This is a genomic window from Pseudovibrio ascidiaceicola (assembly GCF_900114245.1).
GTDB lineage: Bacteria > Pseudomonadota > Alphaproteobacteria > Rhizobiales > Stappiaceae > Pseudovibrio > Pseudovibrio ascidiaceicola.
Window position 1 is genome coordinate 1 of sequence record NZ_FOSK01000012.1, and the last position, 26,369, is coordinate 26,369.

Consider the following 26,369-nt stretch of genomic DNA (forward strand, 5'->3'; position numbering starts at 1 on the left):
GGGGGAGAATTTGATGAAGAGCGTTACACTCACGTCGATTGCTGCTTTGACGCTGCCGTTTCTGGCCGCCAATGGCTGGGCCTATAACGAAGCGCCCATGCTCAAGCAGTTAGTTGAAGCCGGTCAATTGCCGCCGGTTGAAGAGCGCCTGCCGAAAAATCCACGCGTCATTCCAGTCTACGACAGCATCGGCACCTATGGCGGTGTCATGAAGCGTGCATTCAAAGGCCCAAGCGACCGCTGGGGCCCAACCAAGCTCATGGAAGAGCGTGTGGTTGAAACCTACATGGACGGTGACAAGAACCTGTCTCTTGTTCCCGGCTGGGTTGGCGAATATTCCGTGAGTGAAGATGCCCGCGAGTTCACCTTTACAATCCGCGAAGGTCTGCGCTGGTCCGATGGTGCACCTGTCACCACCCGTGACGTTCGCTTCTGGTATGAGGATGTGTTCCTCAACGAAGACTTGATGCCATCCATCAAAGCGCTTTACACCTCCAACGGTGTGCCAATGAAGCTGTCTTTTGCGGATGATTACACCTTCACTGTTTCCTTCGAAAAGCCTTACCCGCTGTTCCTGACAGTGTTGGCCAAGGAGAGCACCGGTCGTCCGGGCCTTGATCGCCCAGGCTTCATCGAGCCATTCCACTACCTCAAAGACTATCACCCAACCTACGCTGACCCGGCCAAGTTGGAGGCGGCCATTGCTAAGTATGGTGCTAAGAAATGGACGGACCTCTGGGATTCCAAAGGCCAGATTCAGGCGTGGTGGTTCAATCCGAATATGCCAGTTCTCACCGCATGGCGCGTGAAAACACCACCACCATCTGACACTGTGGTGATGGAGCGCAATCCCTACTATTACGGCGTGGATGCGGAAGGTAATCAGCTTCCTTACATCGACCAGATCGAGCACCGGCTGTTCCAAGACCCTCAAGCCATCAACTTCATGGCCATTCAGGGCGAGATCGACCTCCAGAACCGCCACATCAACGTGGCTGACTTCACGCTGCTGAAGGAAAACGAAGCCAAGGGTGACTACACCATTGAAAAATGGACCAAGGCGCTGACATGGTCGATCATGCCGAACCTGAACTCGGCTGATGCAACCAAACAAGCCTTGTTTGAGGACATTCGCTTCCGCGAGGCTCTCAACATCTCCGTAGACCGCGAAACCATCAACGAACTGGCGTTCTCCGGTCTCGGTGAAGCACGTCAGGCCTCCCCGATCTCCGGCTCACCGTTCTACGACGAAACCGCCGAGAGCCGCTGGACGCAGTACGACCCGGAACGGGCTACCGAATTACTCGACGAGATTGGCCTCACAGAACGGGACTCAGCCGGTTTTCGTCTGATGTCAGATGGCCGTCGTTTGAGCCTGGTGCTGGAAACTCGCTGGGACATTCAGGGGGAATTGCTGGAAGTTGTCCGCACTTATTGGCAGGACATGGGCATTGAGGTTCTGGTGCGAATCATCGACCGAACCCTGTTCCAACAGCATGTTGAGACCGCCGATTTTGACATGATCCTCGATACGTTCGATCGCTCCTCTGTCATCACCGCTGACCCGGTTCGTTTCCTTGGCCGCGGCGGCTTTGCGCAGAACTACTTCAACTGGTGGTACTCCAACGGCAAATCCGGAGAAGAGCCGCCAAAGGATCACGCAATCCGCGATGTTTGGGCAGCTTGGGACTCAGCGCAGACGGCAACCAGTCTGGAAGAAGCAAATGCCTATGCAAAACAGATGGTTGACGTTCACACCAAGAACGTTTGGCACATTGGATTGGTGGGCGAAACACCAGCGATTTATGTGCGCAAAAACAATCTGAAGAACTTCCCTGCGGGGTTTGTCCATGACGACGCGTTACGCGGCGTTGGCCTCGCATACCCGCAGCAGCTCTACTTTGAGAAGTAAGCACCTCAACTGAGCTCTGCGTAACATGCCCGCCTAACCCGATTTAGGCGGGCATTGTTGTGTTTGGGATCTGGATCAGACCTTCTCCGGCTTCCAATCCGGTTGAGTTTCAAAGACCGCAGCTGTTTCCGGCAAGGCATCCCAATGCGGTTTGTCGCGGTCGAAGATGACGACCTGAATCTCCAAATCATCCGCGTTGTCCATGGAGCCGAGAGGGAGTGTCATGTGGTCAGGCGCCTTGGTATTACGGCCATAAATCGGACTTCCGCAGCCTGAGCAGAAGGCTTTGGTGACCTGCGAGCTGTTGGCGGAAGTATAGACATACTCTCCCAGTTTGCCCGAGATAATCACCTGATCCGCACGGAACATGGCGCCAACCGTGTGACCAGTGCCACTCAGCCGGCGGCATTCCTCACAATGACATTGAGCTGTAACCACCGGATCACCCTCAATCTTGTAGGACACTGCCCCACACATGCAACGCCCGGATCGTTTCATCACGCTCATTACTCCACCAGTTCGCCAACCACTTCACACGCCATACCTGCGATGAGAGGGACAGCTTTTCGCATCATTTCTGCAGCTTGCGGATTGGACGCATTACCCGCTTCCGCACGGGCCACAACCCCTTGAAGAATAGCGGCTAATCGGAACATAGAAAACGCGAGATAGAACTCCCAGTTCTCAATCTCGCTGAGCCCACGACGCATACAGTACTGGCGTACATACTCTTCTTCAAGCGGAATACCAAGCGCCACACGATCCAGCCCCGCCAACCCGCGCAGGCCTTTGAAAGACGGCAATCGCCACTGCATGCACTGATAAGCCAGATCCGCCAGCGGATGCCCGAGCGTGGAAAGCTCCCAGTCCAATACCGCAACAATGCGTGGTTCTGTGGGATGGAAGATCAGGTTGTCGAGGCGGTAATCCCCGTGCACAAGCGAGGATGTTCCGTCGTCCTCCACCATATTGGCTTCCAACCACTCCATCAGGCGGTTCATCGCTGGAATCACTGTGGTTTCAGAGGCTTTGTACTGCTTGATCCAGCGCCCAGTTTGCCTCTCAAAATAGTTGCCGGGCTTACCATAGTGCATCAGGTCAACGGCATTGGGAGAGACATCATGAAGTGCCGCCAACACGCGGTTCATCTCCGCAAAGATCGCCATGCGCTCTGTGTTAGAGCATTCCGGCAATGAAGGATCCCAAAAGATCCGCCCTTCAACATACTCCATCACAAAGAACATGGTGCCGATTGGAGAGCTGTCCTCGGACAAATGATAGGTTTTGGGCACTGGCACATCGCTACCCGCCAGAGCCGTCATCACCTGATACTCGCGATCCACCATATGGGCGGATTTCAGCAAATTTCCCGGGGGCTTAGCCCGCATGACGTAGGTCTTGTCAGAGGTCACCAGCTTGTAGGTCGGGTTGGATTGCCCACCCGGAAACTTCTCAATCTCCAGAAGCTCACCAAACTCCGGTATGTGCTGCTTCAGATAAGCCTGTAGCACTGGTTTCTCTAATGTATGCAAGGCGTTCGTCATGGGCTCCCCTCCTCCATGAAACATCCGGTTGCCTGACTATTCCACCGTCCCGTGAACAGTCAGGCTCTTTTTCGGCTTTTATGATCAGGCGTTGGCCATTGCCTTTACCAGTTTGGCGACACCTTCCATGGCGCTGTTCACCGGCTCCGCATCCGTGCGGTCAGCAATACGGCCCCAATTGGCAGCAATTGCCTCTGGTGTACGGTCGCCCTCAGCCAAATGAATGCCTTGTGTTTCAACCATTTCCGCCAGTGTGTAGGTGCCGGCAGCTGCCACAAGCACCTTGCGGGATGGCGCAGCCTCAGAGCACAGGAAAATCACAGCAGGTGTGATGTTTTCCGGCGCCAGCATCTTCAGCGTGCCAGCATCCATGATGGTTTCTGTCATGCGTGTCCCAGCAGAAGGTGCGATGCAGTTGATGTGAATGTTGCTCTTTGCCCCTTCCAGACCAAGCGTATTCATCATGCCCCAAAGGCCCGCTTTCGCAGCGCCATAGTTCGCCTGCCCAAAGTTGCCATAGATGCCGGAGGGAGATGTGGTCATGATGATACGGCCATAGCCTTGTTCTTTCATCACGTTCCAGACGGCCTTGGTGCAGAGCGCCGCACCATTGAGGTGCACATCTACTACCTTGTTCCAGTTGGACATTTCCATCTTGGCAAAGGACTTATCGCGCAGGATGCCAGCGTTGTTGATGAGAATATCAACGCGCCCGAATGCTGCAATAGTGTCCGCCACCATAGCGTTGACGGCAGCCTCGTCCGTCACATCCGCAGCATTCGCGATTGCTTTGCCGCCTGCTGCTTTGATCTCTTCAACAACAGTTTCAGCCGCTGATGCCGATGAGCCGGAACCATCAACAGAGCCGCCCAGATCATTCACCACCACGGCAGCACCGCGCGCTGCAAGATCCAGCGCGTAAAGACGGCCAAGCCCGCCGCCTGCGCCTGTAACAATCGCTACCTGACCGGCAAAATTTATCGTGTCCTGCGTCATGCAGCTACCTCTTCAAAAAACGTCATTGTCAGCCATTGTGCGACCAACGCGGGGCTTTCGACACCCTCAATCTCAATTGAAAGACCAAACTCCTGAAGGATCTGCCCTTCTCCCTTGCGGGTCAGATTATCCAGAGTAAAACGTCCCCGGATGCGCTTACCACTGGCAACCGGATGTAAGAAGCGGATTTTATTGAAACCATAGTTGATCCCCATGGTCCGCCCTTTCACACCCGGCAGGGTTTCCACGGCAAATTTGCTGGCAAGAGAGAGCGTGAGAAACCCATGGGCGATGGTACCGCCAAACGGAGTTTCAGCAGCGGCGCGCTCAGGATCCATATGGATAAACTGCTCGTCAAAGGTCAGCTTGCCGAAGGTGGAGATCATATCCTGATCCACTTCCACCCAGTCAGACAGGCCAATCTGCTCGCCAACTTTTCCTTCAAGCTCTGTTACTGTCAGTTCCATAAGCCCCTCACTGTCCAAACAAATTGGTACCTGTGGCGATATGAATGCCGCCATCCAGCGGGATCACTTCTCCCGTGACATAGGACCCGCCTTTGCCACAAAGGAACAGCGTTGCGCCTGCGATATCATCAGGGTGCCCGATCCGGCCAAGTGGCACACCTTTCCCGACATGCGCTGCTTTTTCGTCCGTGCCCGTTGCAAACGCTGTCATGTTGGATTGGAACGGTCCCGGCGCGAAGCCGTTGAATGTAATGTGTTCTTTCGCCAGCTCCTTTGCGAGGATACGCGTCAGCTGGTGCACTGCGGCTTTGGAGGCTGAGTAAGAGTAAGCTCCATCCCCAATCGGCGTGGAGCCCATGACCGAGCCCAAATTGATAACGCGGGCCGGATCTTCCGGTCGTCCACTGGCTTTCAACTCCGGCAATAAGGTCTGCGTCAGATGAAACAGGCCTGCCACATTGACATCCATCACCTTCTTCCATGCGAAATATGGGAAAGTGCCCAGTGGCTCTCCCCAAGTGATGCCCGCGTTGTTGACCAGAATGTCAAGCTTTGGACTGCGCTCACGCACTGCTTCAGCGAGAGCTAACACGCCTTCTTCAGAGCCAACATCTCCCTGAAACGCCTCAACCGATCCGGCAGCCTCTGGATTGTTGGCTTTCAGGTTTGTATTGATCTCTTCTGCTGTTTTCTCAACCACGTCCAACTTGCGTGAGCAGATGAAGACGCGTGCGCCACCCTCTGCCAGTGCAGTGGCAACCATGCGGCCAATGCCAGTTCCACCACCTGTTACCAGCGCCGTTTTGCCAGCTACACCAAACAGTTCCTCAAGATATCCCATGAAGACACCCTACCTCCCATAGTGTTCTTCGATCTGTCACCGCATCTCACGCGACCTGATTTAGGCATTTCTTCATTCAGATACCTCCGCCCACGTCTTTGGGAGGCCACCTTAAACCAATGGTCAAGCGTGCTCTTCTTCGCGCGCAGTTGACAACATACTCACTAGTATGTTTCCGTATATCAACAGTTGTAAAGCAAAATTTTTAGCTCGTTTCTTTTGTCTCTCCGACCTGGGAATTTGATTTTGTGTGGGAGCTCATAATCACTTATCCCTCTGATAGTAAGTGGAATTTCACCACGGGTTTGTGAAGATAAAAGAGCTCAGATGTCTTGGGAGGGTCAATCATGAGCGACACTTTATTAGCCGAACGTCCAGCTATGGACCTTGGGGTAAGCCAGCGTGTAGCGCCACTCAGGGAGCAAGTGCGCAACATGGTTCGCGATGAAATCATGCCTCTTGAAGATGAATTCCATGACGAGATTCCCGTGGGAGACCGCTGGCAACATACGCCGCGGCAGACCGAGATTCTGGAAAGCCTTAAAGCAAGTGCACGCGCCAAGGGACTTTGGAATTTCTGGCTGACAGACTCCAAGCGCGGCTATGGCCTCAGCACCGTTGAATACGCTTATCTGGCAGAAGAGATGGGCAAATCCCCCCTCGCTCCGGAAGTATTCAACTGCAATGCACCTGACACCGGCAACATGGAAGTGTTTGAGCGCTATGGTTCCGAGGAGATGAAAGAAACCTGGCTGAAGCGCATGCTTAACGGCGAGATTCGCTCAGCCTACCTGATGACTGAGCCAGATCACGGATCATCCGACGCCACCAATATTCGTATGTCCTGCGTGCGAGATGGCGACCATTATGTGCTGAATGGTGAGAAGTGGTGGTCTTCTGGCGCTGGCGATCCGCGCTGCGCGGTTTACATCACTATGGTTCACACCCCAACAGACGGCACCAAGCACCAGCAGCACTCTATGATCGTGGTAGACGCCAACACGCCGGGCATCACCAAGCTGCGCCCGATGCAGGTGTTTGGCCATGATCACGCACCTCATGGACACCTGCACCTGCGGTTTGAAGATGTACGCGTTCCTGCCGAGAACCTGCTTTTGGAAGAAGGACGTGGCTTTGAAGTGGCACAAGGCCGCCTCGGCCCGGGCCGCATCCACCATTGCATGCGCGCAATTGGGCAGGCAGAACAAGCGCTTGAGCTGATGTGCAAGCGTTCCATCAACCGGGAAGCCTTTGGTAAGCAGCTCTACAAACTGGGCGCCAATTTCGACATCATAGCCGAATGCCGCATGGAGATTGAGCAGGCCCGCCTTCTCTGCCTGAAAGCCGCATGGATGATGGACAATGCCTCCGCCCGTGAAGCGGCGTTCTGGATCAGCCAGATCAAGGTTGTTGCACCGCGCATGGCACTTAAAGTTACAGACGAAGCCATGCAGATGTTTGGTGGTCAGGGCATCTCTCAGGATACCCCACTGGCAACCAACTGGATGAACCTGCGCACCTTGCGCTTTGCGGATGGTCCTGATGCCGTACACCGCAACTTCATTGGCCGCTCTGAGCTGCGCAAACACACTCAGGAAAAGATCTGATAAGGCAGGAGAGCCACCGCTCTCCTTATCCTTTGCATCTGCACTCCAAAACAGGGAGAACGCAATGACATCACTTGATGACTTCCGCATGGAAACAAGGGCTTGGTTGGAAGAGAACTGCCCCCAAGACATGCGTAAAACCGTCACCACAGAGAGCGACATCTGTTGGGGTGGTCGTAACTGGACGTTCAAGTCCGAAGCACAACAGCAATGGCTGGAGCGTATGGCCGAGCGTGGCTGGACGGTGCCAAGCTGGCCGAAGGAATACGGCGGCGGCGGCCTCAATGGTGACGAAGCTAAGATCCTCAAAGAGGAGATGACGCGCATCAACGCCATGTCTCCGCTGGAAAGCTTCGGCATCTGGATGCTTGGTCCTGCTCTGCTGAAATACGGCTCTCACGAGCAAAAGCTGCAGCACCTGCCCAAAATCGCACGCGGTGAAATTCGCTGGTGTCAGGGTTACTCAGAGCCAGGTTCCGGCTCCGATCTGGCGTCTGTTCAGACCAAAGGCGTGGACATGGGCGATCATTTCCTCGTCTCCGGCCAGAAAATCTGGACATCCTACGCTGATCAAGCAGACTGGATCTTTGCCTTGGTGCGCACAGAGCCGGATGCGAAGAAACACAAGGGCATTTCGTTCCTTCTGTTTGATATGACCAGCGAAGGCGTCTCCACCAAGCCAATCCGCCTCATTTCCGGCAGTTCTCCGTTTTGTGAAACCTTCTTTGATGAAGTGAAGGTGCCTATGGAGAATGTGGTTGATGAGCGCGGCAACGGCTGGACAATCGCCAAGTACCTGCTGACCCATGAACGCGAAATGGTCAGCAACCTAGATGCAATTTTTGGTGGTTCCGCAGGTCTTTATGAAACTGCAATTGACTCAATCGGGCTCGATGAGACAGGCCGATTGGATGACCCGCTCCTTCGCGCTGATATCGGGGAGTTCCTGATTGATGAGATGGCGCTGACCGCACACCTTGCCGCCGCAAAAGACTTCCACCGTGCTGGCAACCAGCTGGGCGCCCGCTCAGCAGAGCTGAAGTATCTTGGCACCGAACTGAACAAACGCCGCCAGAGCCTTGTTGTACAGGCTGGCGGATTGGAAGCGTTGTCCGGACCGGAAGAGAACAACGGTATCGGTAATCAGTCTGCGTCATGGCTGCGCTCCAAAGGCAACAGCATTGAAGGCGGCACCTCGGAGATCATGCTTTCCATCATTTCAAAAGCAGTGCTACGCCTGCCATCATTGGGTTAAGGAGAGAAAACATGGAACTTTTCAGCTCTGAAGAAACCCTTCTCAAGGACTCTGCCTCTGGCTTTATGGCAGAAAACGCCTCCGTGCAGGCGCTGCGTGATCTGCGCGATCAGAAAGAGGCTCTTGGCTTTAATCAGGAGCTTCACAAAACACTGGCCGAGATGGGCTGGTTTGGCATGTTGCTGCCGGAAAACGCTGGCGGTTATGACTTTGGCCACCGCGCTGCAGGCCTTGTGGCAGAAGAAATGGGGCGCAACCTGACAGCCTCTCCGTTCCTCTCCACCGCTGTTTTGAGCGCAATTGCACTGCGCCAGTCTGGTGGTGATCATCTGAGTGAGTGGGGACCAAAGATTGCCGCTGGTGAAGCTGTTATCGCACTGGCAATCGACGAAGGCGCAAAGCACAACCCATCCCGCATCAAAGCCACGGCAGAGCCGGATGGCAACGGCTTCATTCTCAACGCCAGAAAACGCGCCGTGTTTGATGGTTACAATGCCGACCGGCTGATTGTTGTTGCAAAAACCGGCGAAGACACAGGGCTTTTTCTGGTAGACCCAAGCGCGGCGGAAGTTGCGGTAGAGCGCAACGCTATGCTGGACAGTCGCAATGCGGCAAACATTCAGATCACAAATTTGCATCTGGATGGCAAGGATCTGCTCTGCCCGCTTGATAAAGGCGCAGCCGTTCTGGAAGCCACACTCCGCTCCGGTCGTGCAATTGCAGCATCAGAGCAACTTGGAGTTGCAAAAGAAGTTGCAGAGCGCACAACGGAATACCTGAATGAGAGAAAGCAATTTGGTGTACCAATCGGCATGTTTCAGGCACTTCAGCACAGAATGGCCGACCTTTACTGCCAGATTGAACAAACAGCTTCACTCATCTCCTCCGCGTTACGTGCGATAGATACAACCTCAGATAAAGCAGAGGCACTTTCGAGAGCAGCCAAAGCGAAGGTTGCTAAGGTTTCTCGCGTGGCAACAGAAGAAGCAGTGCAGATGCATGGTGGAATCGGTATGACAGACGAAGTTGATGTCGGATTGTTCATGAAACACGACCGCGTGTTAACAGAGATGCTCGGTGACAGCGCTCACCATATAGACTTTCTGCTAAAAACACGGGGTCTTTAACTGTATAATCCGTAATTCTACTTGTGATTATTTCTAAAGTAACTTCATAATTGAAGCCATCTGGTCCACCCCTTTGGATCAGCGAGAGCCAGTCCGCAACAGCATTGCCCGGTGTTGCAGACTGGCTCTTTCCTTTTTTGGCTAACCAAAACCATCTCAGATCTTCATACCCGGCATGTTGAGGGAGGATGTGTTTCCGCCATCAACGGCAAGGGCCTGTCCGGTGATGAAGCTGGCATCACGGCTGGCAAGGAATGCGATTGTTGCTGCAACTTCAGCAGGATCCCCGTGACGACGCAGCTCTGCCCTTGAGCCGAGTCTGTCTTCTTTGCCCACATTGCGGGCATGATCAAACACAGGTTTTGTCATTCCGGTTTCAATAAGCCCCGGACAAACTGCATTCACACGCACGCCGTGCTCGCCAAAATCACAGGCAGATGTCTTCGTAAAATTGATGAGCGCAGCTTTGGAAGCACTGTAGGCATTTCCGCCAGCACCGGCTCTGATTCCAGCAACGGATGCAGTATTCACAATAGAACCGCGGCCTGAAGCCTTGAGTTGCTCGCGGGTGTACTTGGTAAATAGCATTGCGCCGAGTACATTCACCTCATAAACCTTGAGCCAGTCGCTAAAGTCCTCATGGCTGCCGCCCCAGGAACCTTCGCAGATGACCCCGGCATTGTTGCAAAGAACGCTTATACCGCCAAAGGTGTTCTCAACCGCATCCACACAGCTCTCAACCGCTTCTTCATTCGCAACATCGACGACATAGACCCGTGCACGGCAACCTTCTGGCAACAGCTCTGCGGTTTCATCAAGGCCGTCCTCATTCAAGTCCACCAGAGCGATCGCGGCACCTTCTTCTGCCAGACGGATTGCGGTTGCGCGACCGATGCCGCTGCCTGCTCCTGTGATCAGGGCTGCCTGACCTGCAAATCTGGGTTGCATCTTCATTCCCTCCCGGTTTCCAGAACAACCTTCCCTATCACACGTCGTTCCATGAGGTCTCGAAGCGCCTGAGGAGCTTCTTCCAGTGAATAGCTCTTACTGACAACTGGGTTGATTTTGCCGTCCTCAAGCCATTTAAACAGCTCTGAGAAGTTCTTCTGGTCCTTATCCGGCTCCCTCATGCGGAACGCCCCCCAGAACACGCCCATAACCGCACAGCCCTTCAGCAGAGGCAGGTTGGTGGGGATCGTCGGGATATCGCCTGCCGCAAAGCCTACAACCAATGCGCGACCATTCCAGGCTGTGGAGCGCAACGCCTGCTCAAAGAGCTCCCCGCCGACAGGATCATACACAACATCAACGCCGGTCTTGCCGGTGATCTCCTTGAGTCGCTCTCTCAGGTCCTGCGTGGAATAGTTGATCAGCTCATCTGCACCTGCTTTTCGCGCAGCTTCCAGTTTTTCGGCAGAGCTGGCCGCAGCAATCACCTTGGCACCCATAACTTTGCCCAGCTCAACAGCCGTGAGCCCAACACCACCGCCAGCGCCCAACACCAGCAGTGTTTCTCCTGCTTGCAGCTGCGCACGCTGCTTCAAGGCATGCATGGATGTGCCGTAGGTCATCGTAAAGCCAGCTGCAACGTGAGCGGACATCGCTTCAGGTCGCTTCATCACCGCAGACGCATCAACCACAACCTCTTCGGCATATCCGCCTTGCTGCAGCAGAAGCGCCATCACAGGATCGCCCGGAGAAAATTGGGTGACACCCTCACCCACCGCCTCAATTCTGCCAGCAACCTCACCACCTGGCACAAATGGCATTGGCGGCTTGATCTGATATTTTCCCGCAATCACCAGCGTATCAGGGAAGTTGACGCCCGCAGCTTCCACCGCGATCCGCACTTGCCCTTTTCTCGGCTCTTTACGTTCAACATCTTCCACACGCAGAGCCTCTGGTGGTCCGTATTCTGAGCAGACAACAGCACGCATGATTTCCCTCCCAAATCAAAACATACCCGTGAGTATGTTACGGAAACACAGTGAGCGCAACCACAACGCTAGGTGCAACGCCCCTTCCCTCTTGGCAAACCTGAATAATTTGAACAAGCGGCTTCGCAATCAGGAAACCACGGTTCATGGAAGCTCAGCTTGTTCTCATCATCCGTTTACATGCTGCGGTGAAGATAATTCCATGATGTGTACGCAATCCATGGAAAGACCGGATGGCAGAACAGGAAAAGCCTAATTTAGCTGATGAGTTCAAACGCCTTGAAAGCTCACCGGAAGGGCTGTCTGGTTCAACCGCATCCAACCGGCTAAAGCAGTATGGTCCCAATGCGCTGGAGGAAAAGAAGACCAGCAAACTGGTTGAGTTGCTTTTGACATTCTGGGGCCCAATTCCGTGGCTCATCGAAATCGCAGCCATCCTGTCTGCCATCATTGAGCACTGGGCCGATTTTGCGATCATCCTGTTTATGCTGGTCCTCAACTCTGGCATCGAGTTTGTTCAAAGCAGCAAAGCAGCAGACGCGCTTGCCGCACTGAAATCATCCATGGCTCTCAAAGCACGCGTGAAACGAGACGGGAAGTGGACTGACATTCCAGCCGAGGAAATCGTACCCGGCGACATCATCAATCTGGAAAACGGAGATATCATCCCGGCAGACTGCATTTTGGAACGCGGGCCATACCTTGCCGTCGACCAGGCTGCTCTAACGGGAGAGTCACTCCCAGTCGACAAGCAAATCGGCGATGTGGCGTATTCTGGATCGATCATCAAACAGGGCACCATGCAGGCGCTTGTTACAGCGACGGGCGGCAACACATTCTTTGGTAACACAGCCAAGCTGGTTCAGTCTGCCGGTAACATTTCTCATTTCCAGAAAAGCGTTCTGGGCATCGGCAAGTTTCTCATTCTGGGCACGGCCTTGTTTGCGGCGCTGATCATCATCAAACAGCTTTATCTGCAGCAAAGCATTTTGGGTATCATTGAACTGGTGCTCGTACTGGTAATCGCATCCATCCCGGTTGCGATGCCCGCAGTTCTATCTGTCACTATGGCTCTTGGCGCACTCACGCTTTCAAAGAAGAAGGCCATCGTTTCACATCTTCAGGCAATTGAAGAGCTGGCAGGAGTGAATGTGCTGTGCTCGGACAAAACCGGGACGCTTACCAAAAACGAACTCACACTTGGCGAGCCCGTGTTGTTTGATGCGAAGAGCGAGAAAGAACTGGTCGTCATGGCAGCTCTTGCCTCGAGTAGCATTGAAAAGGACGTCATCGACCAACTGATTGTCAGCAAAGCCGAACGGGGCGTGCTGGAACTTTACAAGCAAAACACATTCACACCGTTTGATCCTGTGAGCAAAAGAACGGAAGCCGGCATCTCCGGCCCAAGCGGGGCGTTCAAGGTCATCAAAGGTGCGCCGCAAGTCGTCATCGATCTCAGCACAAATACACCAGAGGAGAAAGCCGTCGCCAGCAAAGCCGTGCACGAGTTTGCAGTCAAAGGCCTGCGCGCGCTTGGCATTGCCAAGACCAACGAGAACCACGAGTTACGCCTGCTCGGGATCCTCTCTCTTTTTGATCCGCCCCGCGACGATTCCAAAGCGGTGATTGAAGAAACCCAGAATGCTGGCATTGCGGTAAAGATGGTAACAGGCGACGATGTTGCAATTGGCCGAGAGATCGCCGGACAACTGGGACTTGGCACCTCGCTTAAAAGCGCCAGCCAAGTGTTTTCTAAAACCAAGGATATGGACAACCTACCAGCCAACATCCGCGAGGAGATCGTCAACGCAGATGGCTTCGCCCGTGTCTTTCCCGAGCACAAATACGGCATTGTCAAAGCACTTCAGCAATCCGGAGATTACGTCGCCATGACGGGTGACGGCGTGAATGATGCTCCAGCATTGAAACAAGCTGATGTGGGCATTGCCGTTTCAGGTGCAACAGATGCAGCCCGATCTGCCGCAGATTTGATCCTCACACTGCCTGGCCTCTCCGTCATCACCGATGCAGTTATAGAGGCACGCAAAATCTTCGCACGGATGATCAGCTACGTTGATTATCGCGTGGCTATGACAATCAACCTGATGGTGTTTGTCTCTGCCAGTGTGCTGTTGTTAGAAGAGGTGCCTCTGACAGCCATCATGATTGTGATGCTGGCGCTGTTGGATGACATCCCAATCATCACCATCGCCTACGACAACACCGAGGCTGCACCAGCGCCAATGGAATGGCAGCTCGGAAACATGTTGCGCACGGCAACGGTGCTCGGGCTCATTTCAGTTGTCGAGAACTTTGCCCTGATGATGGCAGTGCGGCATTGGCTGGATGTACCCGCTGCGGAGTTGCAGAGCGTCATGTTCTTGCAGTTGGTTGTGGCCGGACATCTACTCCTGTTTGTCTGCAGGCACGATCACTGGTTCTGGCAGGCACCACGCCCTTCAGCGAAATTGCTCATGGCAATAATCACCACTCAATTACTGGCGGTTGTCATCTGTCGATCCGGCTTCCTTGTTCCCGCTATCAGTTGGGATCTGATCGGCATCGTCTGGGCGCAAGCCATCCTCTGGATGTTCGTACTCAATGTTGCCCGAAAGCTCTGCCGCTAAAAGAAATGCAGTACGCTCTTTTACTCCTTACGCAGACAGACTAGATATAGAGCATTGTCTGCAATTGGAGTTGGCGCGTTGCCGAGCTTACCCCTTCCCTTTTTTACTGCCTTGTTCTTATGCTTCATCCTGCTGCGCCTTATGGTGGGGTATGGACGCAAAATTCCGTCACTGCTTATTGCAACCATCAGCCTTTACGCAATCCAGTCGGTTCTTCTTGGTATCAAGTGGGGCATGGGAGGCCTCCCACTCTGGTCGCTCATAGGGCTGGCATTGTTGTTGCCGCCTGCGACCTGGCTCTCATTTCTTCAACTCACTGATCGCCTTTCGAAGAAGGCTGTCGGCTGGACTATTGGTGCAACAGTTGCATCTATTAGCTCTCTCGCTTTGGCACCCGCTTTCAACGCCCCGGTGCTGATCGACCTTACAAGTGTCGTTGTCTATCTCGGTTATGGACTGTTGTTCTTCCGGTCTGCAACGACCAGGCAGTGGGAATGGGCCAGCCATCTGCCCATTGATCAGATGCTCCCGGCGCGCCAGACACAGCTGATCGCAGGCGCTATTTTCTCAACCTCCGCACTTGTTGATTTAGCCGTTGCAGCAGACTTTGCCGTAAACAAGGGGACCAATGCAGCAACCATCGTTGGCACGGCAAACCTCTTCATGCTGCTTGCGCTGGTTACAATCGCTGTTCTGTTTACTCGCAAACCAGCTGCTACACCGCAGTTGCCACAACCCGAAGCAAAGACCGTTTCGGCCTCCGAGGAACAGATTGTGCTGGTCGAGGCTCTCGATCAACTCATGCAAAATGAACATCTGTATCGGGATGAGAACCTTTCTCTCGACAGGTTGGCACGTAAACTCCGAGTGCCAGCGCGTCAGATTTCGACAGCTGTCAACACAGTGCGTGAGGTCAACCTGCCGCAATACACCAACGGCTTTCGTGTGACTGAGGCCTGTCATCTGCTAGAGACAACAGACACCCCAATCACCACGATCATTTACGAGGTTGGCTTTACGACAAAGTCTAACTTCAACCGCGAGTTCCAACGCATCACCGGCAAGAGCCCGAGTGCCTGGCGAAAAGAAAGCCGTACATCGCAGAGCGTGGAACCTGCTTAAAAGATCTCCAGCAAGATGCTCGTGGCGTGCTTCCAACCGCGCGCTATGTTGATGTCGGATACGAGTTTGTCGACGTTGATGCGGATGTTTTCTTTTGGAACATCTGCATCAAATTTCAGATACACTGCTGCTATCTCGCCAGCTAAATCAAAGCGCGAAACACTCCCGTCGAAGTGAATGACAGACTTCTCCGATGCGATGGCAACCTCCTTAAACCTGCCCACGAAGTCCCCCGCTAATCTATCCATCTTAACATTGACGTTCATCGGTTTCGGCAGTCGGAGCGTCGCTGCCGGATCGCACCAACCAATCCCCCAGGACCCGCGTCTCTCAAATTGAATGGTCAGCAAACCATCTTCACTTTGGGATGTTGTAGCGGTGAGAGAACAGCCTCTTGCATCACTTGTCTCAAGTTTGATGTCACTTGAACCACTGGTGTCTCCGACAATGCGAAGCCCCAAATTACTTCCTGCAATTTTGATTGAATGCACGCCTGCAGGGGTAAGGACCTGAGAGGTCTCCATTCCCGTAGAGAATGTCGCGTAGGCCGCAATTGCTATCACTCCAACTGCGATGAGGGCTTTGGTACTGTGTTTGATTGTCATCTGGAAACTCCATGATTTGCCTAGTGAAACCATGGGCGTTTGCGGGAATGACTGCGACCTAGAACCTGATTTAGGACCAGAAAGACCTCCTGAAACGCGTTGGAGGACTTAGTCGGGCTTAATGAGAAGGAGCTTCGCCGTGTCACGCACAGTTGGTGGAAACGGACATGCGTGGCGTGTCTCCCGATCCAGATGCGCGCAGATCAGTTCAGTGGTCGCAATCAATTTTTGCGTCTCGGAATTATACATCTCGTGCAGGATAAAGAGCGTCTTTTCATGAATATCCATCACCCCAGATCGGCACTGGAGCAGGTCTCCCGCGAGCGCTTCAGCATGATATTTCGTCGTCTGCTGAACGGCAGCCATACCCTTTTTGTGTTCTCGAAAATAGGCGGCGCTGAGCCCGGCTCGGGAGAATAAATGCCAGTTGGCTTCGTCGAATTTCTCGGTGTACCACTGAACATTCATGTGTCCCATATGGTCCAATTGGTATGGGTAAACAACACCACGATAGGTCTCGATCATCATTCGATCCTGGCCTCGATAAGGCTTCGCTCTACTCTTTAACCCACTCCCAGGCCTTGTCGAGATTAGCCAAATCAAAGTGCTTTTCGCCTATGCCAAGCATGGCAGCAAACGGGCTATCCATCGCGACGAGCCATTCCCAGATCTTTGTATCAGACACAATTGCGATGCGATGAAAGCTCTTGATATGAGTCATCGCCCACTTCAAATCTTCGTAGCCAGCCTCAATGCCCCACTTCGCTTGGTCATTCAAAATCACCAACACACTAACCTTGGCATGCTTATCGAGGACATTCTCAACCTGCGAAATCAGCTCCATTTCCTCGCTAAGATCGACCTTTCCATCCACCTCAAAGCCAAGGACATTTTCCGAACTTTCTGCGAGTTTTTTGATCATGCTGACACCTCTTTTCCTGTCTGTATGCTACCTGATCTACGCCTTCCATCCTATTGCAATCGACAGTTAGTTTCGACGTAAATTGGAAATCACTCACCATTTTGAAAAGTTGACAGCTGTCCACTTTTTTAAAAGTGTAACCGTTATGCGCATGCAACGCGGTTGGGACAGTTGATTACAAATCTAATTTGAAAGCTAATACGGCACTCTCCATTCTAGAGATGTCTAACAAACATCCCAAGGAGATCACTATGTTTCACCAAGCTGGAATGCACGGGTTCCACTTTTTCCCATTCCCAATCACTCTTATCCTTTTGCTCATAATCGGCTTTTTGATCGCACGCTCATATGGCTATTTCGGAGGTTCAAGCACCGCGAGCAAGGTCGCTCCGGAAGCGCCGAAGTCGCAAAACTCAGAAGCTCTGGACATTCTAAGCAGGCGTTTTGCAACTGGTGAAATTGATGAGGAAGAGTTCCAGAAACGCACTCAAGTGCTGCGTTTGAACCTGTAACATCACCAAACATCGGCACTCAGTTCGGGCAACACGAGTGCCGATTTCATCCAGCAAGATCAATGTTGCCAGCTGGCAACTCAAGCATACTCACCTCATCAGTTTGGTTTAGTTGAGCCCCGCACCCCAACACTCATGGCCAAACCGCGCATCAGTGAACTGATGTTTCGGGCAGCAGCTTTCCCCATATTACCCTCCAAGCCGACATAACCAGAGAACAGCTTCAGATTAGCGAACCGCAGTTTCGCCAAGTCAGTTTGCAACGAAACAGCTGTCGCCGCTTGCGTTTGCAACAATGTTTGCATCAAGAACAACGCAACTCTTGTTAAAGTGTAATCAAGGAGATCCTCTGCCAATCACCCGCAGAAATGATGAATTTGGAGCCTTTATAGAAGCTTCATAAATTGTCTCGTTCCTTCAATAACTTGCATCATAACCTAACCAACACCACAAACCGGCTAGACCTCAAAGTCAGCCAAGTCTCAAGACATTTTGTTACATCTGATTTCTTGCGGAAAAGTCAGAGCTGATCCAGTGTTTGGACAAGGTTGAACAGCGAACACCGCAGTCGCAATCGACCGCACACTGCTGGCTTCCCACGTACCCCAACACCGCGAAATCAGCAGTGTGCACCTTACAACTCTCTGCAAACTCATCCGGGCGATCATGTCTTACCTTCGAGCATTCTGGAACTCACCATTTACCTTCTGGTTCATCCTTGCGCTCCCGGGGCTTCTCATCATTGGAGAGCTTCTCCGCGAAGTTGATAAACTGGAGCATCTACTCCACCCAACTGGTGAATTTGCCGCTCGTTTTCTAATCATCAGTTTGATGATCACGCCGCTTATGTTCTTAACCAACGGCCAACGCTGGGTCCGTTGGTTGATGGCACGGAGACGGTATATCGGTGTAGCTGCCGCCTGCTATACAGCCCTACACATCGCTATCTATCTGCTAGATAAAGGATCTCTTGGCCCCATCTTGGAAGATCTGGTCAAAATCGGAATCTGGACCGGTTGGCTGGCCTCCCTCATTTTCATTCCGCTCACAGTTACCAGCAACGACTGGTCCATTGCTCGGCTTGGTTCCAACTGGAAGGGTCTTCAAAAGCTAGCCTATGCTGCAGCGCTTCTCGTGTTTACGCACTGGGTTCTTGTAGACTTCAAATTTGGGCCTGCTCTGGTTCATTTCACACCGCTTCTGCTCTTGCAGATCTACCGATATGTGCACGTCTCCAATAAACGAAAAGAGCGTAAACTCACCGCCCACGCCTAAAATCCCAAGCAGGCCTCCAACTAAGCCCGCCTTTTCCCAAAGGCGGGCTTTTCTTTGCTCTCCTTTTGTAGTGAGGACAGTCCCTTCAATCACGGTTAAGCTGTTGAAATGGAGGAGGGACCATATAATGACAACAACCGATTTTCAGAAGATAGAGAGCGCAAGCCTTACGCACCCAACGGCCTTGAAGCTCAGCCTGCCAGATCCGTTACCTGATGATATTCAGGAACTTTTTGGTAAATGTCAGAGCAAGCTCGGGTTGATCCCCAACGTGTTAATCGCATTTGCGCATAGACCAGAGAAGCTCAGGGCATTTTCTCAGATGTACAATGAACTGATGCTTGGAGACTCTGGTATTTCCAAGCTGGAAAGAGAGATGATCGCAGTCACAGTCTCGTCGATCAATTCCTGCTGGTATTGCCAAGTCGCGCATGGTGCAGCTGTTCGGGAGTATTCTAATAAGCCGGAACTGGGTGAAGCTATGGTGATGAACTATCGCTATGCTGATCTGACTGACAAGCAGCGTGTTATGCTCGATTTTTCTACGAAGATTGCGAAGGCATCCTCCGAGATCGTGGAGCGTGACCGGCAAGGGCTCCGGGATGTTGGCTTCTCTGAAGAAGACATCTGGGATATTTGCGAAGTCGCCGCCTTTTTCTCCATGTCCAACCGCATGGCCTCCGCGACAGGTATGCAGCCCAACCCAGAGTATCACTCTGCTGCCAGATAAACAGAGCAGGGGAGGGGTCTTTCAGCTGTCAACTTGGATTCAAAAAAGTTGACAGCTGTCAACACAGAAAGATCTTGCCAATCTGAAGGGGCAGGAGTATATCGTTTATCGACGATATACGGAATCAACGATGACTGAAAACATCTGCGTAACAGAATTCACACCTGCCTCTCTCAATGAAGAGGAAGAAGAAAAGCTGGCCGTCCAGGCGAAAGCCCTGGCTCATCCCGCGCGTGTCCGTCTGCTTAAGATCATGGCAGCTCAACCCGGTTGCGTCGGCGGCGATCTGGTGAACTCCATCGGTTTGGCACAGTCGACCGTGTCCGAGCATCTTCGTATCTTGAAGGATGCGGGCTTCATACTGGCAGAAGTTCAGCGTCCGCGCATATGTTACTCAGTCAATCGATCCGAATTGAAGAACTTCAACTTCCTCTTTGAGAGCAGCTTCAAGCTCTAAAAATTTGTCGAAATAAATCGTCTATCGACGATAGGCAGGAGAAATCATGGGTATTTTTGAGCGCTACCTCTCAGTTTGGGTAGGTCTGGCAATGGCACTGGGAGTGGGAGCAGGGTTCCTTCAACCTAGCCTTTTTCAGTTTATCGGAGACCTACAGGTTGGCGGCATCAACCTGGTTATAGCGGTCCTCATCTGGTTGATGATCTACCCAATGATGGTGCAGGTCGAGTTTACCGAAGTTCGCAATTGCTTCGTCAAGCCAAAGGGCCTGATTGTAACACTTGCCATGAACTGGCTGGTCAAACCGTTCACCATGGCTGCGCTTGCTGTGCTGTTCATGCGCCATCTATTCGCGCCATTCATTCCTGCTGATCTGGCCGATCAATACATCGCAGGCATGATTTTGCTTGGCGTTGCCCCATGTACCGCAATGGTGTTTGTTTGGTCCTATCTGACAAAGGGGAATGCAAGTTACACCGTTGCACAGGTTGCCACCAATGACTTGATCATGATTTTCGCGTTCGCGCCAATCGCAGCGTTTCTTTTGGATGTCTCTAACATCATCGTGCCATGGGATGTCTTGTTGGTTTCAACCGCGCTGTTTGTCGCGCTGCCTTTGGGGGCAGGGTGGTTAACCCGCATCGCACTTAAAGACGAAGAGCATCTTTCCTCCTTCAGCTCCGGAATGAAACCGTTTTCGATCGCAGGTCTGGTTGGTACAGTGTTCTTGCTGTTCGGTCTTCAGGCCAACAACATCATCTCATCACCAGCGGACATCGTTTTGATTGCAGTTCCGCTGCTCATCCAAACTGTCCTGATTTTCTTCGTGACGTACTTCTGGATGAGAAAATGGCGTCAGCCACACAATGTGGCAGCCCCCGGTGCGATGATCGGCGCCTCGAACTTCTTTGAACTGGCCGTTGCTGTCGCAATCAGCTTGTTTGGTGTCACCTCTGGTGCAGCCCTAGCAACAGTCGTTGGTGTCCTGGTTGAAGTGCCCGTGATGTTGGCCCTGGTTTCTTATGCCAACCGCACGCGAGGCCAGTTTTCTGAAGACAGCCAGGTTTCGGGCCCAACGGCCCATTCCAAAACTTAATAATGAGGGCAGGGGAGTTATCTCCTGCCCTTCGTCCCTCTTGGTTTTTGAATTTTCTCTGAGTATGCTCATGGTCTATTGGATCTATATTTTATGAGTTACTCATGCGCCCCAACAATATTCCCATTCTGAGCAATGCTGTTTCTGTTTTTCTTCTCGACTTGAATGCAGTGGAGCCACAGGTCTTGCTCATGCGCCGCGCTCATACTCTGCTCGGAGCCTGGTGTCAGGTCGCTGGCAAGGTGGAACCAAATGAGACCGGTTGGGAAGCAGCATTGCGAGAGGTGAAAGAGGAAACCGGTTTGGTTCTCACCGAACTCTGGTCCGCAGATCTTTGCGAAGAGTTCTATGTTGCGGAAAAGAACATCATCCAGAAACTGCCAGTGTTTGTGAGCTTTGTCTCCAGCGATACGCCAATCACCATCAACGAAGAGCACGACGCTTATCAATGGTTCTCATTTGATGATGCTATGGAGCTGTTCAGCTTTCCCGGCCAACGACGCGTTCTTGAATATCTCCAAGCCGAGTTCGTGACACGCAAGGCAAGCCCGCATCTTCGGATAGAATTGCCAGCCCAGCAAAATGAAGAGGCCAGCGAAGTTCTGACTTCCTGACGTCTACCTATGCGTAGGGATGGTTTCCAAAGAACGAAAAGCTAACGGTCGAAAATGATAAATGAGCTCATCCTTTTGCGGCATGGCGAAAGCCAGCATATGCTGGATGGTGTTGTGGGAGGCTGGACAGATTCCGCCCTTACACCTCACGGCGTTAATCAAGCGAAGCAAACGGCTGACCACTTGGCGACTTTTGTTCCAGCTCATGTCTTCCAAATTTTCACCAGTGATCTAACGCGTGCAGTGCAAACCGCGCAATGGTTAACTGCGAAAACCGGAAAGACGTTCGTCCAAGCCCGCCAGCTGCGTGAGTTGAACAACGGTGTGGCAAAGGACCTCTCAAAAGCAGAAGCCCAGAAGATTTGGATCTCCCCAACCGAACCCATTCTTGATTGGATCCCCTACGCTCAAGGAGAAAGCTGGAGGATGCTTTACTCTCGAATAGCGACCTACATGGAGTACTTGGCGAGTGCCAATATCGAGAAGCTCATACTCATCAGCCACGCAAACTCAATAGTTTGCATCATCAATTGGTGGCTTGGCCTTTCAAGCGATACTCACCTGCAAAACATTATGTATGACATCAGACCCTGTAGCCTCACGCATTTGAGACGAGAGAAGGATGGTTCTTCCAGAGTGGAAAAGCTAAATGACATAAGCCATCTGATGAAGGATCCAAGATTTCCGACCAAGGGCATCTTTTGATGCGATGAATGCAAATGCGGCTTCTGTATTTCGGTCTCACCACTTCAGCCCGCTAACACCACACTTGCGGATCCATCTACCCCATCCGCAAGAAACCTAAATTGCAGCCCTTATCCGAGAGCCAGTCCATAAAGCGACTTGTGCAGGGCGAGTTTTCCGTCCTTGGCGCGGTCAACGCAGGCGCGGAAGTAACCCGCCGGCCGCGAAATCCCTTCAGGATCGCGCAGGGTCTTTTCAACCGTCACAACCAGAACCGCCGCCGCCATTTTTTCACCCAGCGTCACAACCGCTTGCTTCCAGCCATCTTCGGACAGGCCAATTGCTAAACGAAGCTGCTCGCCAGACTGCGCAAGTTCAAACCAGCTTGAGAACTGCATGCCCAGCATTTCCTGGGTTTCCGTTGTTGCGCTATCAATCAAACCAATGGAAATAGCAGATAAATGCTCACTTAAACCGTTATCTAGCTGACCAACTTGCCGAGATTGCAATTGAGCTGGAGCGTTGGATTTGGCAGAGAATTTGCTTGATTGGTCTTTTTCAAGAGCAATCTTCGAAGCTTCATTGGAAGCGGAGTTGCTATTTAAGTAGCCATCATTAGATGGCTGCCGTGTTTTACTATTTATAGGAGTTTGATGGGTTGTAATATTATAAGGGGTGACATCAATGTCATGGTCGCCTGACATTTGAGCATATTCATTGAATTCAGAGGTTGTTTGCTCATCCTTCGCGTTCTCTTCTGCAAGCTCTTCAACAATCAGTTCATAGAGTTTTGAGATCTTGTCTGCGCGCTCCAGAAGCAGCATTGGCGTTTCCATAATGGCAGAGAGTTCTTCCAGGAACACTGTGCAATCCACGCCTTCATTTTGTCCGGTACGGCAAGCGTCAACGATTGCGCGGGACAACCGATTAACAGTGCGCTTTGCTTCCTGCTCTGCCCGCACACGCGCCTGAAACTCTTCCCCAATCCGTTTGATCTCGTCAATACGCTGACGGGCTGGCGAAAAGTCAAACCCATATCCACGGTCAATCTCACCACTTGCGCCATTACGGTAGATAAAACGACGGCCTGTTGAACTGTCGCGGTATGCCAGTATGCCCACCTCAACCAGTCGCTTAAGTGCGCGGATCACTGTGCGCGTGGAGCGGCACACGTACTCTGCCAACTTGTCATTGGAAATTGCGACCAGCGGACGACGGTCCTGTTTCCAGTCATCAGCCCGTGTCAGACCGATCAGAATATCGAGAATATGGTAGGCGGTACCATCAATCCCCAGAGCAGGGGCCGCCTTTTTTAACGTGATTGCCACCTCGGCTTTTGTTGTTTTGACGATGTCATTCGCCATTGCCAGTCGCTGGCTTTCCAACATGCCGGGTGTCATTTTGCGAAAGGACGCAACACCGGTGCTTTGCATAGCTAACCCATTCACCGAGGGAAGACCCAAGGTGTTATCCAAGTAAGATTGGGGATTGAGCGCCCGAAAAAGCAAAAATGCGCCACAAAGGGTTTCAAGAAAGCATTGCTGACTTGATTCGCACCGTGCGTTCGTCGTAGGATGATCGTGCTAAAGATGGTCCTCGACGAGTGCTATTCACTCTCTTGGGCGACGATTTTAGGGCCTTGCTGATTGCCGTCAGCAGGGCCTTTCGTCATTCAGGGGTTACACCATCAGGCATCCTCCCCCTTCGTGTCTTCAAATTTGGCAATCAGGCCCGGCAGCTCTTTCAGCAAGAAGGAGCTAAAGTCACTCTGCGTCTTGCTATCAACGGAGAAGACAGTCGCTTTGCCTGTGTGCTTGACGAGCACGTGCTTGTTTCCAAGCCATTCAGAGGATTTGGCAGCGCGAGTATGAGCTGCAACAGCAATCTCACCTGAAGAGGCTGTCGTGCTGGCCTCCAACTCGCTCGGCGTTTCCTGCAGCAACTGCAACACTTCACTAAACCGCTCATCACTGTGCAGTTCAGTGAACGAGTCCAGTGCAAACAGCGAGGTAATCGCTTTTTCGTGGTTTGGCGCCAGTTGACCTTCGTGGAAGAAACTTGCCATCTCTTCCCACCGTGGCCGCCCTATTTTTGGGGCAGGCCCAATCACACGCAAAAACTCCTCAGGCATGGTTGCCGCCAGCTTGCGGAGTTTGGAAACGAGAGACTTGTCCTTGCCAATGGCTTTGACAATGAGTGTCTGCGGGTAATCTTGAGCAAGGCGGAAAACAAACAGACAGGTTTCAATGAAACTCAGGTCTTTCCGTTCATGGTTTTCCTGGCCTTGCGCCACAAGCAATTCTTCATCAGAGAGCGCTTTGATCACACCACGGACAGGCTTGCCCAAGGCGCGGCAGGCTTTCCAACGACGGTGGCCATAAGCAATCTGGTAAATGCCGTCTTCATCTGGCGCAGGGCGCACCAGAATGGGGACCTGTTGCCCGGTCTCAGCAATGGACTCTTTGAGCGCCTCAAATGCCGGATCAAACGCAACTTCCATACGGTCTGCAACAAAAGATGGTTGAACCTGTTCCGGATTCAATTCCACCACGTTCACGGAGGTCGCCATTTGCGTGTTCAGTGTTTTCAACTCTTCACGCAGCTTGTCGCGTTCGTCCTTGATCAGGTTGATCTCGGCCGCGCCAATAGCACCGGATGACAAACGGGGGCGCGGCGCCGTTGCATCCGCAACCATGCCTGCCATACCGCCGCCTGAAAACAGCGTATCTAATGCGTTTTTCCGGTCCTTAGCTTTGTTCATAGTGTTCGACCCCAAGAGCTGCGGAGAAGATCTTCAATTTCACGGTTTACCGAATCCATGGATTCAAGCGCACGCTTGAGCGTTTCGCGGCCAATGGCTCCCGGTTCCAATTCATAAAGCGACTTCTTTTCAAGGCCCGCATTGGCAACCGCAGTGGATTCCAAAGCTGGCGATGTCAGCACATCCTCACCAAAGAGGGCACGCAACAAGCCAACCACACGGGTTTGCGGGCTGTCATTCGGATTGTGACGGGTCACGAGGAACCGCATCCAATCCAGATTCATTTCGCCGCCATTGTTCTCAATCACGGCCATCAGGTCAGAGCTCATGCCGAGGAACTGGTTACAGCTTGCAAGGTCCAGCATCTGCGGGTGCAGCGTGATGAGCAATCCGGTGGATGCAAACAGCGCGCCCAAAGTGAGGAAGCCCAACTGCGGCGGGCAATCGATCACAACAACATCGTAGCGATCATCAACTTCATTCAGAACGTTGCGGATGCGGCGGAAGAAGATGTTTTCGCCGGTAGACGCACCAGACGCGATCGCCGTTGGAACGATGTGCTCAAACTCAGCCAGCTCAAGGTTGGCCGGAACCAGATCCAAATTGTCAAAATAGGTCGGGCGGATCACCTCGCCCAGTGTACGGCGGCCTTCATCATAACGCAGGGCACCAAACAAGGTGCAGTTTGGCTCAACGTCAAACTCAGGCTGCACACCAAACATGGCAGAAAGCGAGGCTTGCGGATCCAGATCAATCGCGAGCACACGGTAGCCGCGCAGTGCCAGATAATGCGCTAAGTGCGTGCTGGTGGTGGTCTTTGCAGAGCCGCCTTTAAAGTTGGCGCACGCAATCACCTGCAGCTTTTCACCGTCGCGACGGCGCGGCAGGATGTTAACGGCTTCATCGCCTTTTTTACGGGCGGCAAGCACTTCACGGATCGCGTTGATCTGCTGCAACGTGTAACTGCGGCGGCCATTGGCAAGGCGGGTTGGCGTCGGGCCTTCTCCGTCCAGATCCAGCTGGCGAATGGTGCTTTCAGAAACACCGATAAGACGGGCAACATCGACAGAAGAGAACGAGCGCAGCAATTTATGCGCTTCAGGCGGATAAAGTTCTTGTCTTAACCGGTGCAGCTGGCCAGAAAGGAGCTGCGAATAACGGGAGATCTTCTCAGACGGAGTTTCCTCACGCAAAAGAGTGTTGTTGCCGTATTCCACTTCGCTTAGCCCTCAAACGGTTCTAGTCATCCACAAACGGAAAGTGCGCCCATATGGCCCG

26 protein-coding genes are annotated in these 26,369 nt (G+C 52.6%); 13 read left to right on the top strand and 13 right to left on the bottom strand.

From position 1 onward, the window contains the following. The first annotated feature begins 13 nt into the window (after nucleotides 1-13). A complete protein-coding gene (locus BM231_RS20120) occupies nucleotides 14-1,912 on the top strand; it encodes an ABC transporter substrate-binding protein (protein ID WP_093522479.1) in 1,899 nt (632 codons plus the stop codon). Nucleotides 1,913-1,987: 75 nt separating this feature from the next. Here BM231_RS20120 and BM231_RS20125 read toward each other — a convergent pair whose 3' ends face one another. From BM231_RS20125 to BM231_RS20145, 5 genes are all read right to left on the bottom strand, one after another. Continuing rightward, nucleotides 1,988-2,410 carry a GFA family protein gene (locus BM231_RS20125; RefSeq protein ID WP_244527200.1) on the bottom strand — a complete coding sequence of 141 codons (423 nt, stop codon included), beginning with the start codon at nucleotides 2,408-2,410 and terminating at the stop codon, nucleotides 1,988-1,990. Between the two features lie 8 nt (nucleotides 2,411-2,418). Continuing rightward, entirely contained in the window at nucleotides 2,419-3,456 is a 1,038-nt protein-coding gene (locus tag BM231_RS20130) for a phosphotransferase (protein WP_093522206.1), read from the bottom strand. An 84-nt stretch (nucleotides 3,457-3,540) separates the two neighbouring features. Next, nucleotides 3,541-4,452: an SDR family NAD(P)-dependent oxidoreductase gene (locus tag BM231_RS20135; RefSeq protein ID WP_093522208.1), complete on the bottom strand. Its 912-nt coding sequence runs from the start codon at nucleotides 4,450-4,452 to the stop codon at nucleotides 3,541-3,543. Further along, on the bottom strand, nucleotides 4,449-4,919 hold the full coding sequence (locus BM231_RS20140) for a MaoC family dehydratase (RefSeq protein WP_093522210.1): 471 nt from the start codon (nucleotides 4,917-4,919) through the stop codon (nucleotides 4,449-4,451). The genes BM231_RS20135 and BM231_RS20140 overlap by 4 nt, the downstream gene beginning before the upstream one ends. Nucleotides 4,920-4,926: 7 nt before the next feature. Next, nucleotides 4,927-5,760: an SDR family oxidoreductase gene (locus BM231_RS20145; RefSeq protein ID WP_093522212.1), complete on the bottom strand. Its 834-nt coding sequence runs from the start codon at nucleotides 5,758-5,760 to the stop codon at nucleotides 4,927-4,929. Nucleotides 5,761-6,107: 347 nt separating this feature from the next. Between BM231_RS20145 and BM231_RS20150 the strand changes: the two genes are divergently transcribed. The 3 genes from BM231_RS20150 (at nucleotide 6,108) to BM231_RS20160 (ending at nucleotide 9,749) form a co-directional block, all read left to right on the top strand. Beyond that, on the top strand, nucleotides 6,108-7,367 hold the full coding sequence (locus BM231_RS20150) for an acyl-CoA dehydrogenase family protein (protein ID WP_244527196.1): 1,260 nt from the start codon (nucleotides 6,108-6,110) through the stop codon (nucleotides 7,365-7,367). A 64-nt stretch (nucleotides 7,368-7,431) separates the two neighbouring features. Next, nucleotides 7,432-8,622, top strand: coding sequence for an acyl-CoA dehydrogenase family protein (locus BM231_RS20155; protein WP_093522214.1), 1,191 nt, complete (start codon nucleotides 7,432-7,434; stop codon nucleotides 8,620-8,622). Between the two features lie 11 nt (nucleotides 8,623-8,633). Beyond that, nucleotides 8,634-9,749: an acyl-CoA dehydrogenase family protein gene (locus BM231_RS20160; protein ID WP_093522216.1), complete on the top strand. Its 1,116-nt coding sequence runs from the start codon at nucleotides 8,634-8,636 to the stop codon at nucleotides 9,747-9,749. Nucleotides 9,750-9,905: 156 nt separating this feature from the next. On the opposite strand, the gene BM231_RS20165 is transcribed toward BM231_RS20160, so the two are convergent. Then, nucleotides 9,906-10,697: an SDR family NAD(P)-dependent oxidoreductase gene (locus BM231_RS20165; RefSeq protein ID WP_093522219.1), complete on the bottom strand. Its 792-nt coding sequence runs from the start codon at nucleotides 10,695-10,697 to the stop codon at nucleotides 9,906-9,908. Between the two features lie 2 nt (nucleotides 10,698-10,699). Further along, nucleotides 10,700-11,686: an NADPH:quinone oxidoreductase family protein gene (locus tag BM231_RS20170; protein ID WP_093522221.1), complete on the bottom strand. Its 987-nt coding sequence runs from the start codon at nucleotides 11,684-11,686 to the stop codon at nucleotides 10,700-10,702. 233 nt (nucleotides 11,687-11,919) lie between these two features. Here BM231_RS20170 and BM231_RS20175 point away from each other — a divergent pair, with 233 nt between their 5' ends. Both BM231_RS20175 and BM231_RS20180 read left to right on the top strand, forming a co-directional pair. Next, entirely contained in the window at nucleotides 11,920-14,313 is a 2,394-nt protein-coding gene (locus tag BM231_RS20175; protein WP_093522223.1) for a plasma-membrane proton-efflux P-type ATPase, read from the top strand. A gap of 78 nt (nucleotides 14,314-14,391) precedes the next feature. Further along, nucleotides 14,392-15,435, top strand: coding sequence for a helix-turn-helix domain-containing protein (locus tag BM231_RS20180; RefSeq protein WP_093522484.1), 1,044 nt, complete (start codon nucleotides 14,392-14,394; stop codon nucleotides 15,433-15,435). Here the strand turns inward: BM231_RS20180 and BM231_RS20185 are convergent. From BM231_RS20185 to BM231_RS20195, 3 genes are all read right to left on the bottom strand, one after another. Then, on the bottom strand, nucleotides 15,432-16,040 hold the full coding sequence (locus tag BM231_RS20185; protein ID WP_093522225.1) for a hypothetical protein: 609 nt from the start codon (nucleotides 16,038-16,040) through the stop codon (nucleotides 15,432-15,434). The genes BM231_RS20180 and BM231_RS20185 overlap by 4 nt on opposite strands. Before the next feature lie 108 nt (nucleotides 16,041-16,148). Continuing rightward, entirely contained in the window at nucleotides 16,149-16,565 is a 417-nt protein-coding gene (locus BM231_RS20190; protein WP_093522487.1) for an acyl-CoA thioesterase, read from the bottom strand. Nucleotides 16,566-16,596: 31 nt separating this feature from the next. Then, nucleotides 16,597-16,962 (bottom strand): SpoIIAA family protein, encoded by a 366-nt coding sequence (locus BM231_RS20195; RefSeq protein ID WP_093522227.1) that lies wholly within the window; start codon nucleotides 16,960-16,962, stop codon nucleotides 16,597-16,599. A gap of 251 nt (nucleotides 16,963-17,213) precedes the next feature. On the opposite strand from BM231_RS20195, the gene BM231_RS20200 reads away from it, so the two are divergent. The 7 genes from BM231_RS20200 to BM231_RS20235 all read left to right on the top strand — a co-directional run bounded on the left by BM231_RS20200 (nucleotide 17,214) and on the right by BM231_RS20235 (nucleotide 22,351). Further along, nucleotides 17,214-17,474, top strand: a complete 261-nt coding sequence (locus BM231_RS20200) for an SHOCT domain-containing protein (protein WP_159437976.1) — start codon at nucleotides 17,214-17,216, stop codon at nucleotides 17,472-17,474. 666 nt (nucleotides 17,475-18,140) lie between these two features. Next, on the top strand, nucleotides 18,141-18,749 hold the full coding sequence (locus BM231_RS20210; RefSeq protein ID WP_093522233.1) for a protein-methionine-sulfoxide reductase heme-binding subunit MsrQ: 609 nt from the start codon (nucleotides 18,141-18,143) through the stop codon (nucleotides 18,747-18,749). A 127-nt stretch (nucleotides 18,750-18,876) separates the two neighbouring features. Beyond that, entirely contained in the window at nucleotides 18,877-19,479 is a 603-nt protein-coding gene (locus tag BM231_RS20215; protein WP_093522235.1) for a peroxidase-related enzyme, read from the top strand. A gap of 130 nt (nucleotides 19,480-19,609) precedes the next feature. Then, the gene (locus BM231_RS20220) at nucleotides 19,610-19,936 is read left to right on the top strand and encodes an ArsR/SmtB family transcription factor (RefSeq protein WP_093522237.1); all 327 of its coding nucleotides are present in this window, start codon (nucleotides 19,610-19,612) and stop codon (nucleotides 19,934-19,936) included. A gap of 46 nt (nucleotides 19,937-19,982) precedes the next feature. Then, a complete protein-coding gene (gene arsB, locus BM231_RS20225) occupies nucleotides 19,983-21,032 on the top strand; it encodes an ACR3 family arsenite efflux transporter (protein ID WP_093522239.1) in 1,050 nt (349 codons plus the stop codon). A gap of 104 nt (nucleotides 21,033-21,136) precedes the next feature. Then, the gene (locus tag BM231_RS20230; RefSeq protein WP_093522241.1) at nucleotides 21,137-21,646 is read left to right on the top strand and encodes an NUDIX hydrolase; all 510 of its coding nucleotides are present in this window, start codon (nucleotides 21,137-21,139) and stop codon (nucleotides 21,644-21,646) included. Between the two features lie 54 nt (nucleotides 21,647-21,700). Further along, on the top strand, nucleotides 21,701-22,351 hold the full coding sequence (locus BM231_RS20235) for a histidine phosphatase family protein (protein ID WP_093522243.1): 651 nt from the start codon (nucleotides 21,701-21,703) through the stop codon (nucleotides 22,349-22,351). A gap of 110 nt (nucleotides 22,352-22,461) precedes the next feature. Here the strand turns inward: BM231_RS20235 and repC are convergent, their stop codons facing one another. The 3 genes from repC to repA form a co-directional block, all read right to left on the bottom strand. Continuing rightward, on the bottom strand, nucleotides 22,462-23,763 hold the full coding sequence (gene repC, locus BM231_RS20240; protein WP_093522245.1) for a plasmid replication protein RepC: 1,302 nt from the start codon (nucleotides 23,761-23,763) through the stop codon (nucleotides 22,462-22,464). A 254-nt stretch (nucleotides 23,764-24,017) separates the two neighbouring features. Beyond that, the gene (gene repB / locus BM231_RS20245) at nucleotides 24,018-25,091 is read right to left on the bottom strand and encodes a plasmid partitioning protein RepB (protein WP_063310228.1); all 1,074 of its coding nucleotides are present in this window, start codon (nucleotides 25,089-25,091) and stop codon (nucleotides 24,018-24,020) included. Further along, nucleotides 25,088-26,308: a plasmid partitioning protein RepA gene (gene repA / locus BM231_RS20250; RefSeq protein WP_093522247.1), complete on the bottom strand. Its 1,221-nt coding sequence runs from the start codon at nucleotides 26,306-26,308 to the stop codon at nucleotides 25,088-25,090. Before repA ends, repB begins: the two co-directional genes overlap by 4 nt. Between the last annotated feature and the right edge of the window lie 61 nt (nucleotides 26,309-26,369).

Bases quoted from the DNA above. Each gene is read 5' to 3' on its own strand.
- BM231_RS20120 (WP_093522479.1), top strand. From the start codon at position 14: ATGAAGAGCGTTACACTCACGTCGATTGCTGCTTTGACGCTGCCGTTT.
- BM231_RS20125 (WP_244527200.1), bottom strand. From the start codon at position 2,410: ATGAAACGATCCGGGCGTTGCATGTGTGGGGCAGTGTCCTACAAGATT.
- BM231_RS20130 (WP_093522206.1), bottom strand. From the start codon at position 3,456: ATGACGAACGCCTTGCATACATTAGAGAAACCAGTGCTACAGGCTTAT.
- BM231_RS20135 (WP_093522208.1), bottom strand. From the start codon at position 4,452: ATGACGCAGGACACGATAAATTTTGCCGGTCAGGTAGCGATTGTTACA.
- BM231_RS20140 (WP_093522210.1), bottom strand. From the start codon at position 4,919: ATGGAACTGACAGTAACAGAGCTTGAAGGAAAAGTTGGCGAGCAGATT.
- BM231_RS20145 (WP_093522212.1), bottom strand. From the start codon at position 5,760: ATGGGATATCTTGAGGAACTGTTTGGTGTAGCTGGCAAAACGGCGCTG.
- BM231_RS20150 (WP_244527196.1), top strand. From the start codon at position 6,108: ATGAGCGACACTTTATTAGCCGAACGTCCAGCTATGGACCTTGGGGTA.
- BM231_RS20155 (WP_093522214.1), top strand. From the start codon at position 7,432: ATGACATCACTTGATGACTTCCGCATGGAAACAAGGGCTTGGTTGGAA.
- BM231_RS20160 (WP_093522216.1), top strand. From the start codon at position 8,634: ATGGAACTTTTCAGCTCTGAAGAAACCCTTCTCAAGGACTCTGCCTCT.
- BM231_RS20165 (WP_093522219.1), bottom strand. From the start codon at position 10,697: ATGCAACCCAGATTTGCAGGTCAGGCAGCCCTGATCACAGGAGCAGGC.
- BM231_RS20170 (WP_093522221.1), bottom strand. From the start codon at position 11,686: ATGCGTGCTGTTGTCTGCTCAGAATACGGACCACCAGAGGCTCTGCGT.
- BM231_RS20175 (WP_093522223.1), top strand. From the start codon at position 11,920: ATGGCAGAACAGGAAAAGCCTAATTTAGCTGATGAGTTCAAACGCCTT.
- BM231_RS20185 (WP_093522225.1), bottom strand. From the start codon at position 16,040: ATGACAATCAAACACAGTACCAAAGCCCTCATCGCAGTTGGAGTGATA.
- BM231_RS20190 (WP_093522487.1), bottom strand. From the start codon at position 16,565: ATGATCGAGACCTATCGTGGTGTTGTTTACCCATACCAATTGGACCAT.
- BM231_RS20195 (WP_093522227.1), bottom strand. From the start codon at position 16,962: ATGATCAAAAAACTCGCAGAAAGTTCGGAAAATGTCCTTGGCTTTGAG.
- BM231_RS20200 (WP_159437976.1), top strand. From the start codon at position 17,214: ATGTTTCACCAAGCTGGAATGCACGGGTTCCACTTTTTCCCATTCCCA.
- BM231_RS20210 (WP_093522233.1), top strand. From the start codon at position 18,141: ATGTCTTACCTTCGAGCATTCTGGAACTCACCATTTACCTTCTGGTTC.
- BM231_RS20215 (WP_093522235.1), top strand. From the start codon at position 18,877: ATGACAACAACCGATTTTCAGAAGATAGAGAGCGCAAGCCTTACGCAC.
- BM231_RS20220 (WP_093522237.1), top strand. From the start codon at position 19,610: ATGACTGAAAACATCTGCGTAACAGAATTCACACCTGCCTCTCTCAAT.
- arsB (WP_093522239.1), top strand. From the start codon at position 19,983: ATGGGTATTTTTGAGCGCTACCTCTCAGTTTGGGTAGGTCTGGCAATG.
- BM231_RS20230 (WP_093522241.1), top strand. From the start codon at position 21,137: ATGCGCCCCAACAATATTCCCATTCTGAGCAATGCTGTTTCTGTTTTT.
- BM231_RS20235 (WP_093522243.1), top strand. From the start codon at position 21,701: ATGATAAATGAGCTCATCCTTTTGCGGCATGGCGAAAGCCAGCATATG.
- repC (WP_093522245.1), bottom strand. From the start codon at position 23,763: ATGCAAAGCACCGGTGTTGCGTCCTTTCGCAAAATGACACCCGGCATG.
- repB (WP_063310228.1), bottom strand. From the start codon at position 25,091: ATGAACAAAGCTAAGGACCGGAAAAACGCATTAGATACGCTGTTTTCA.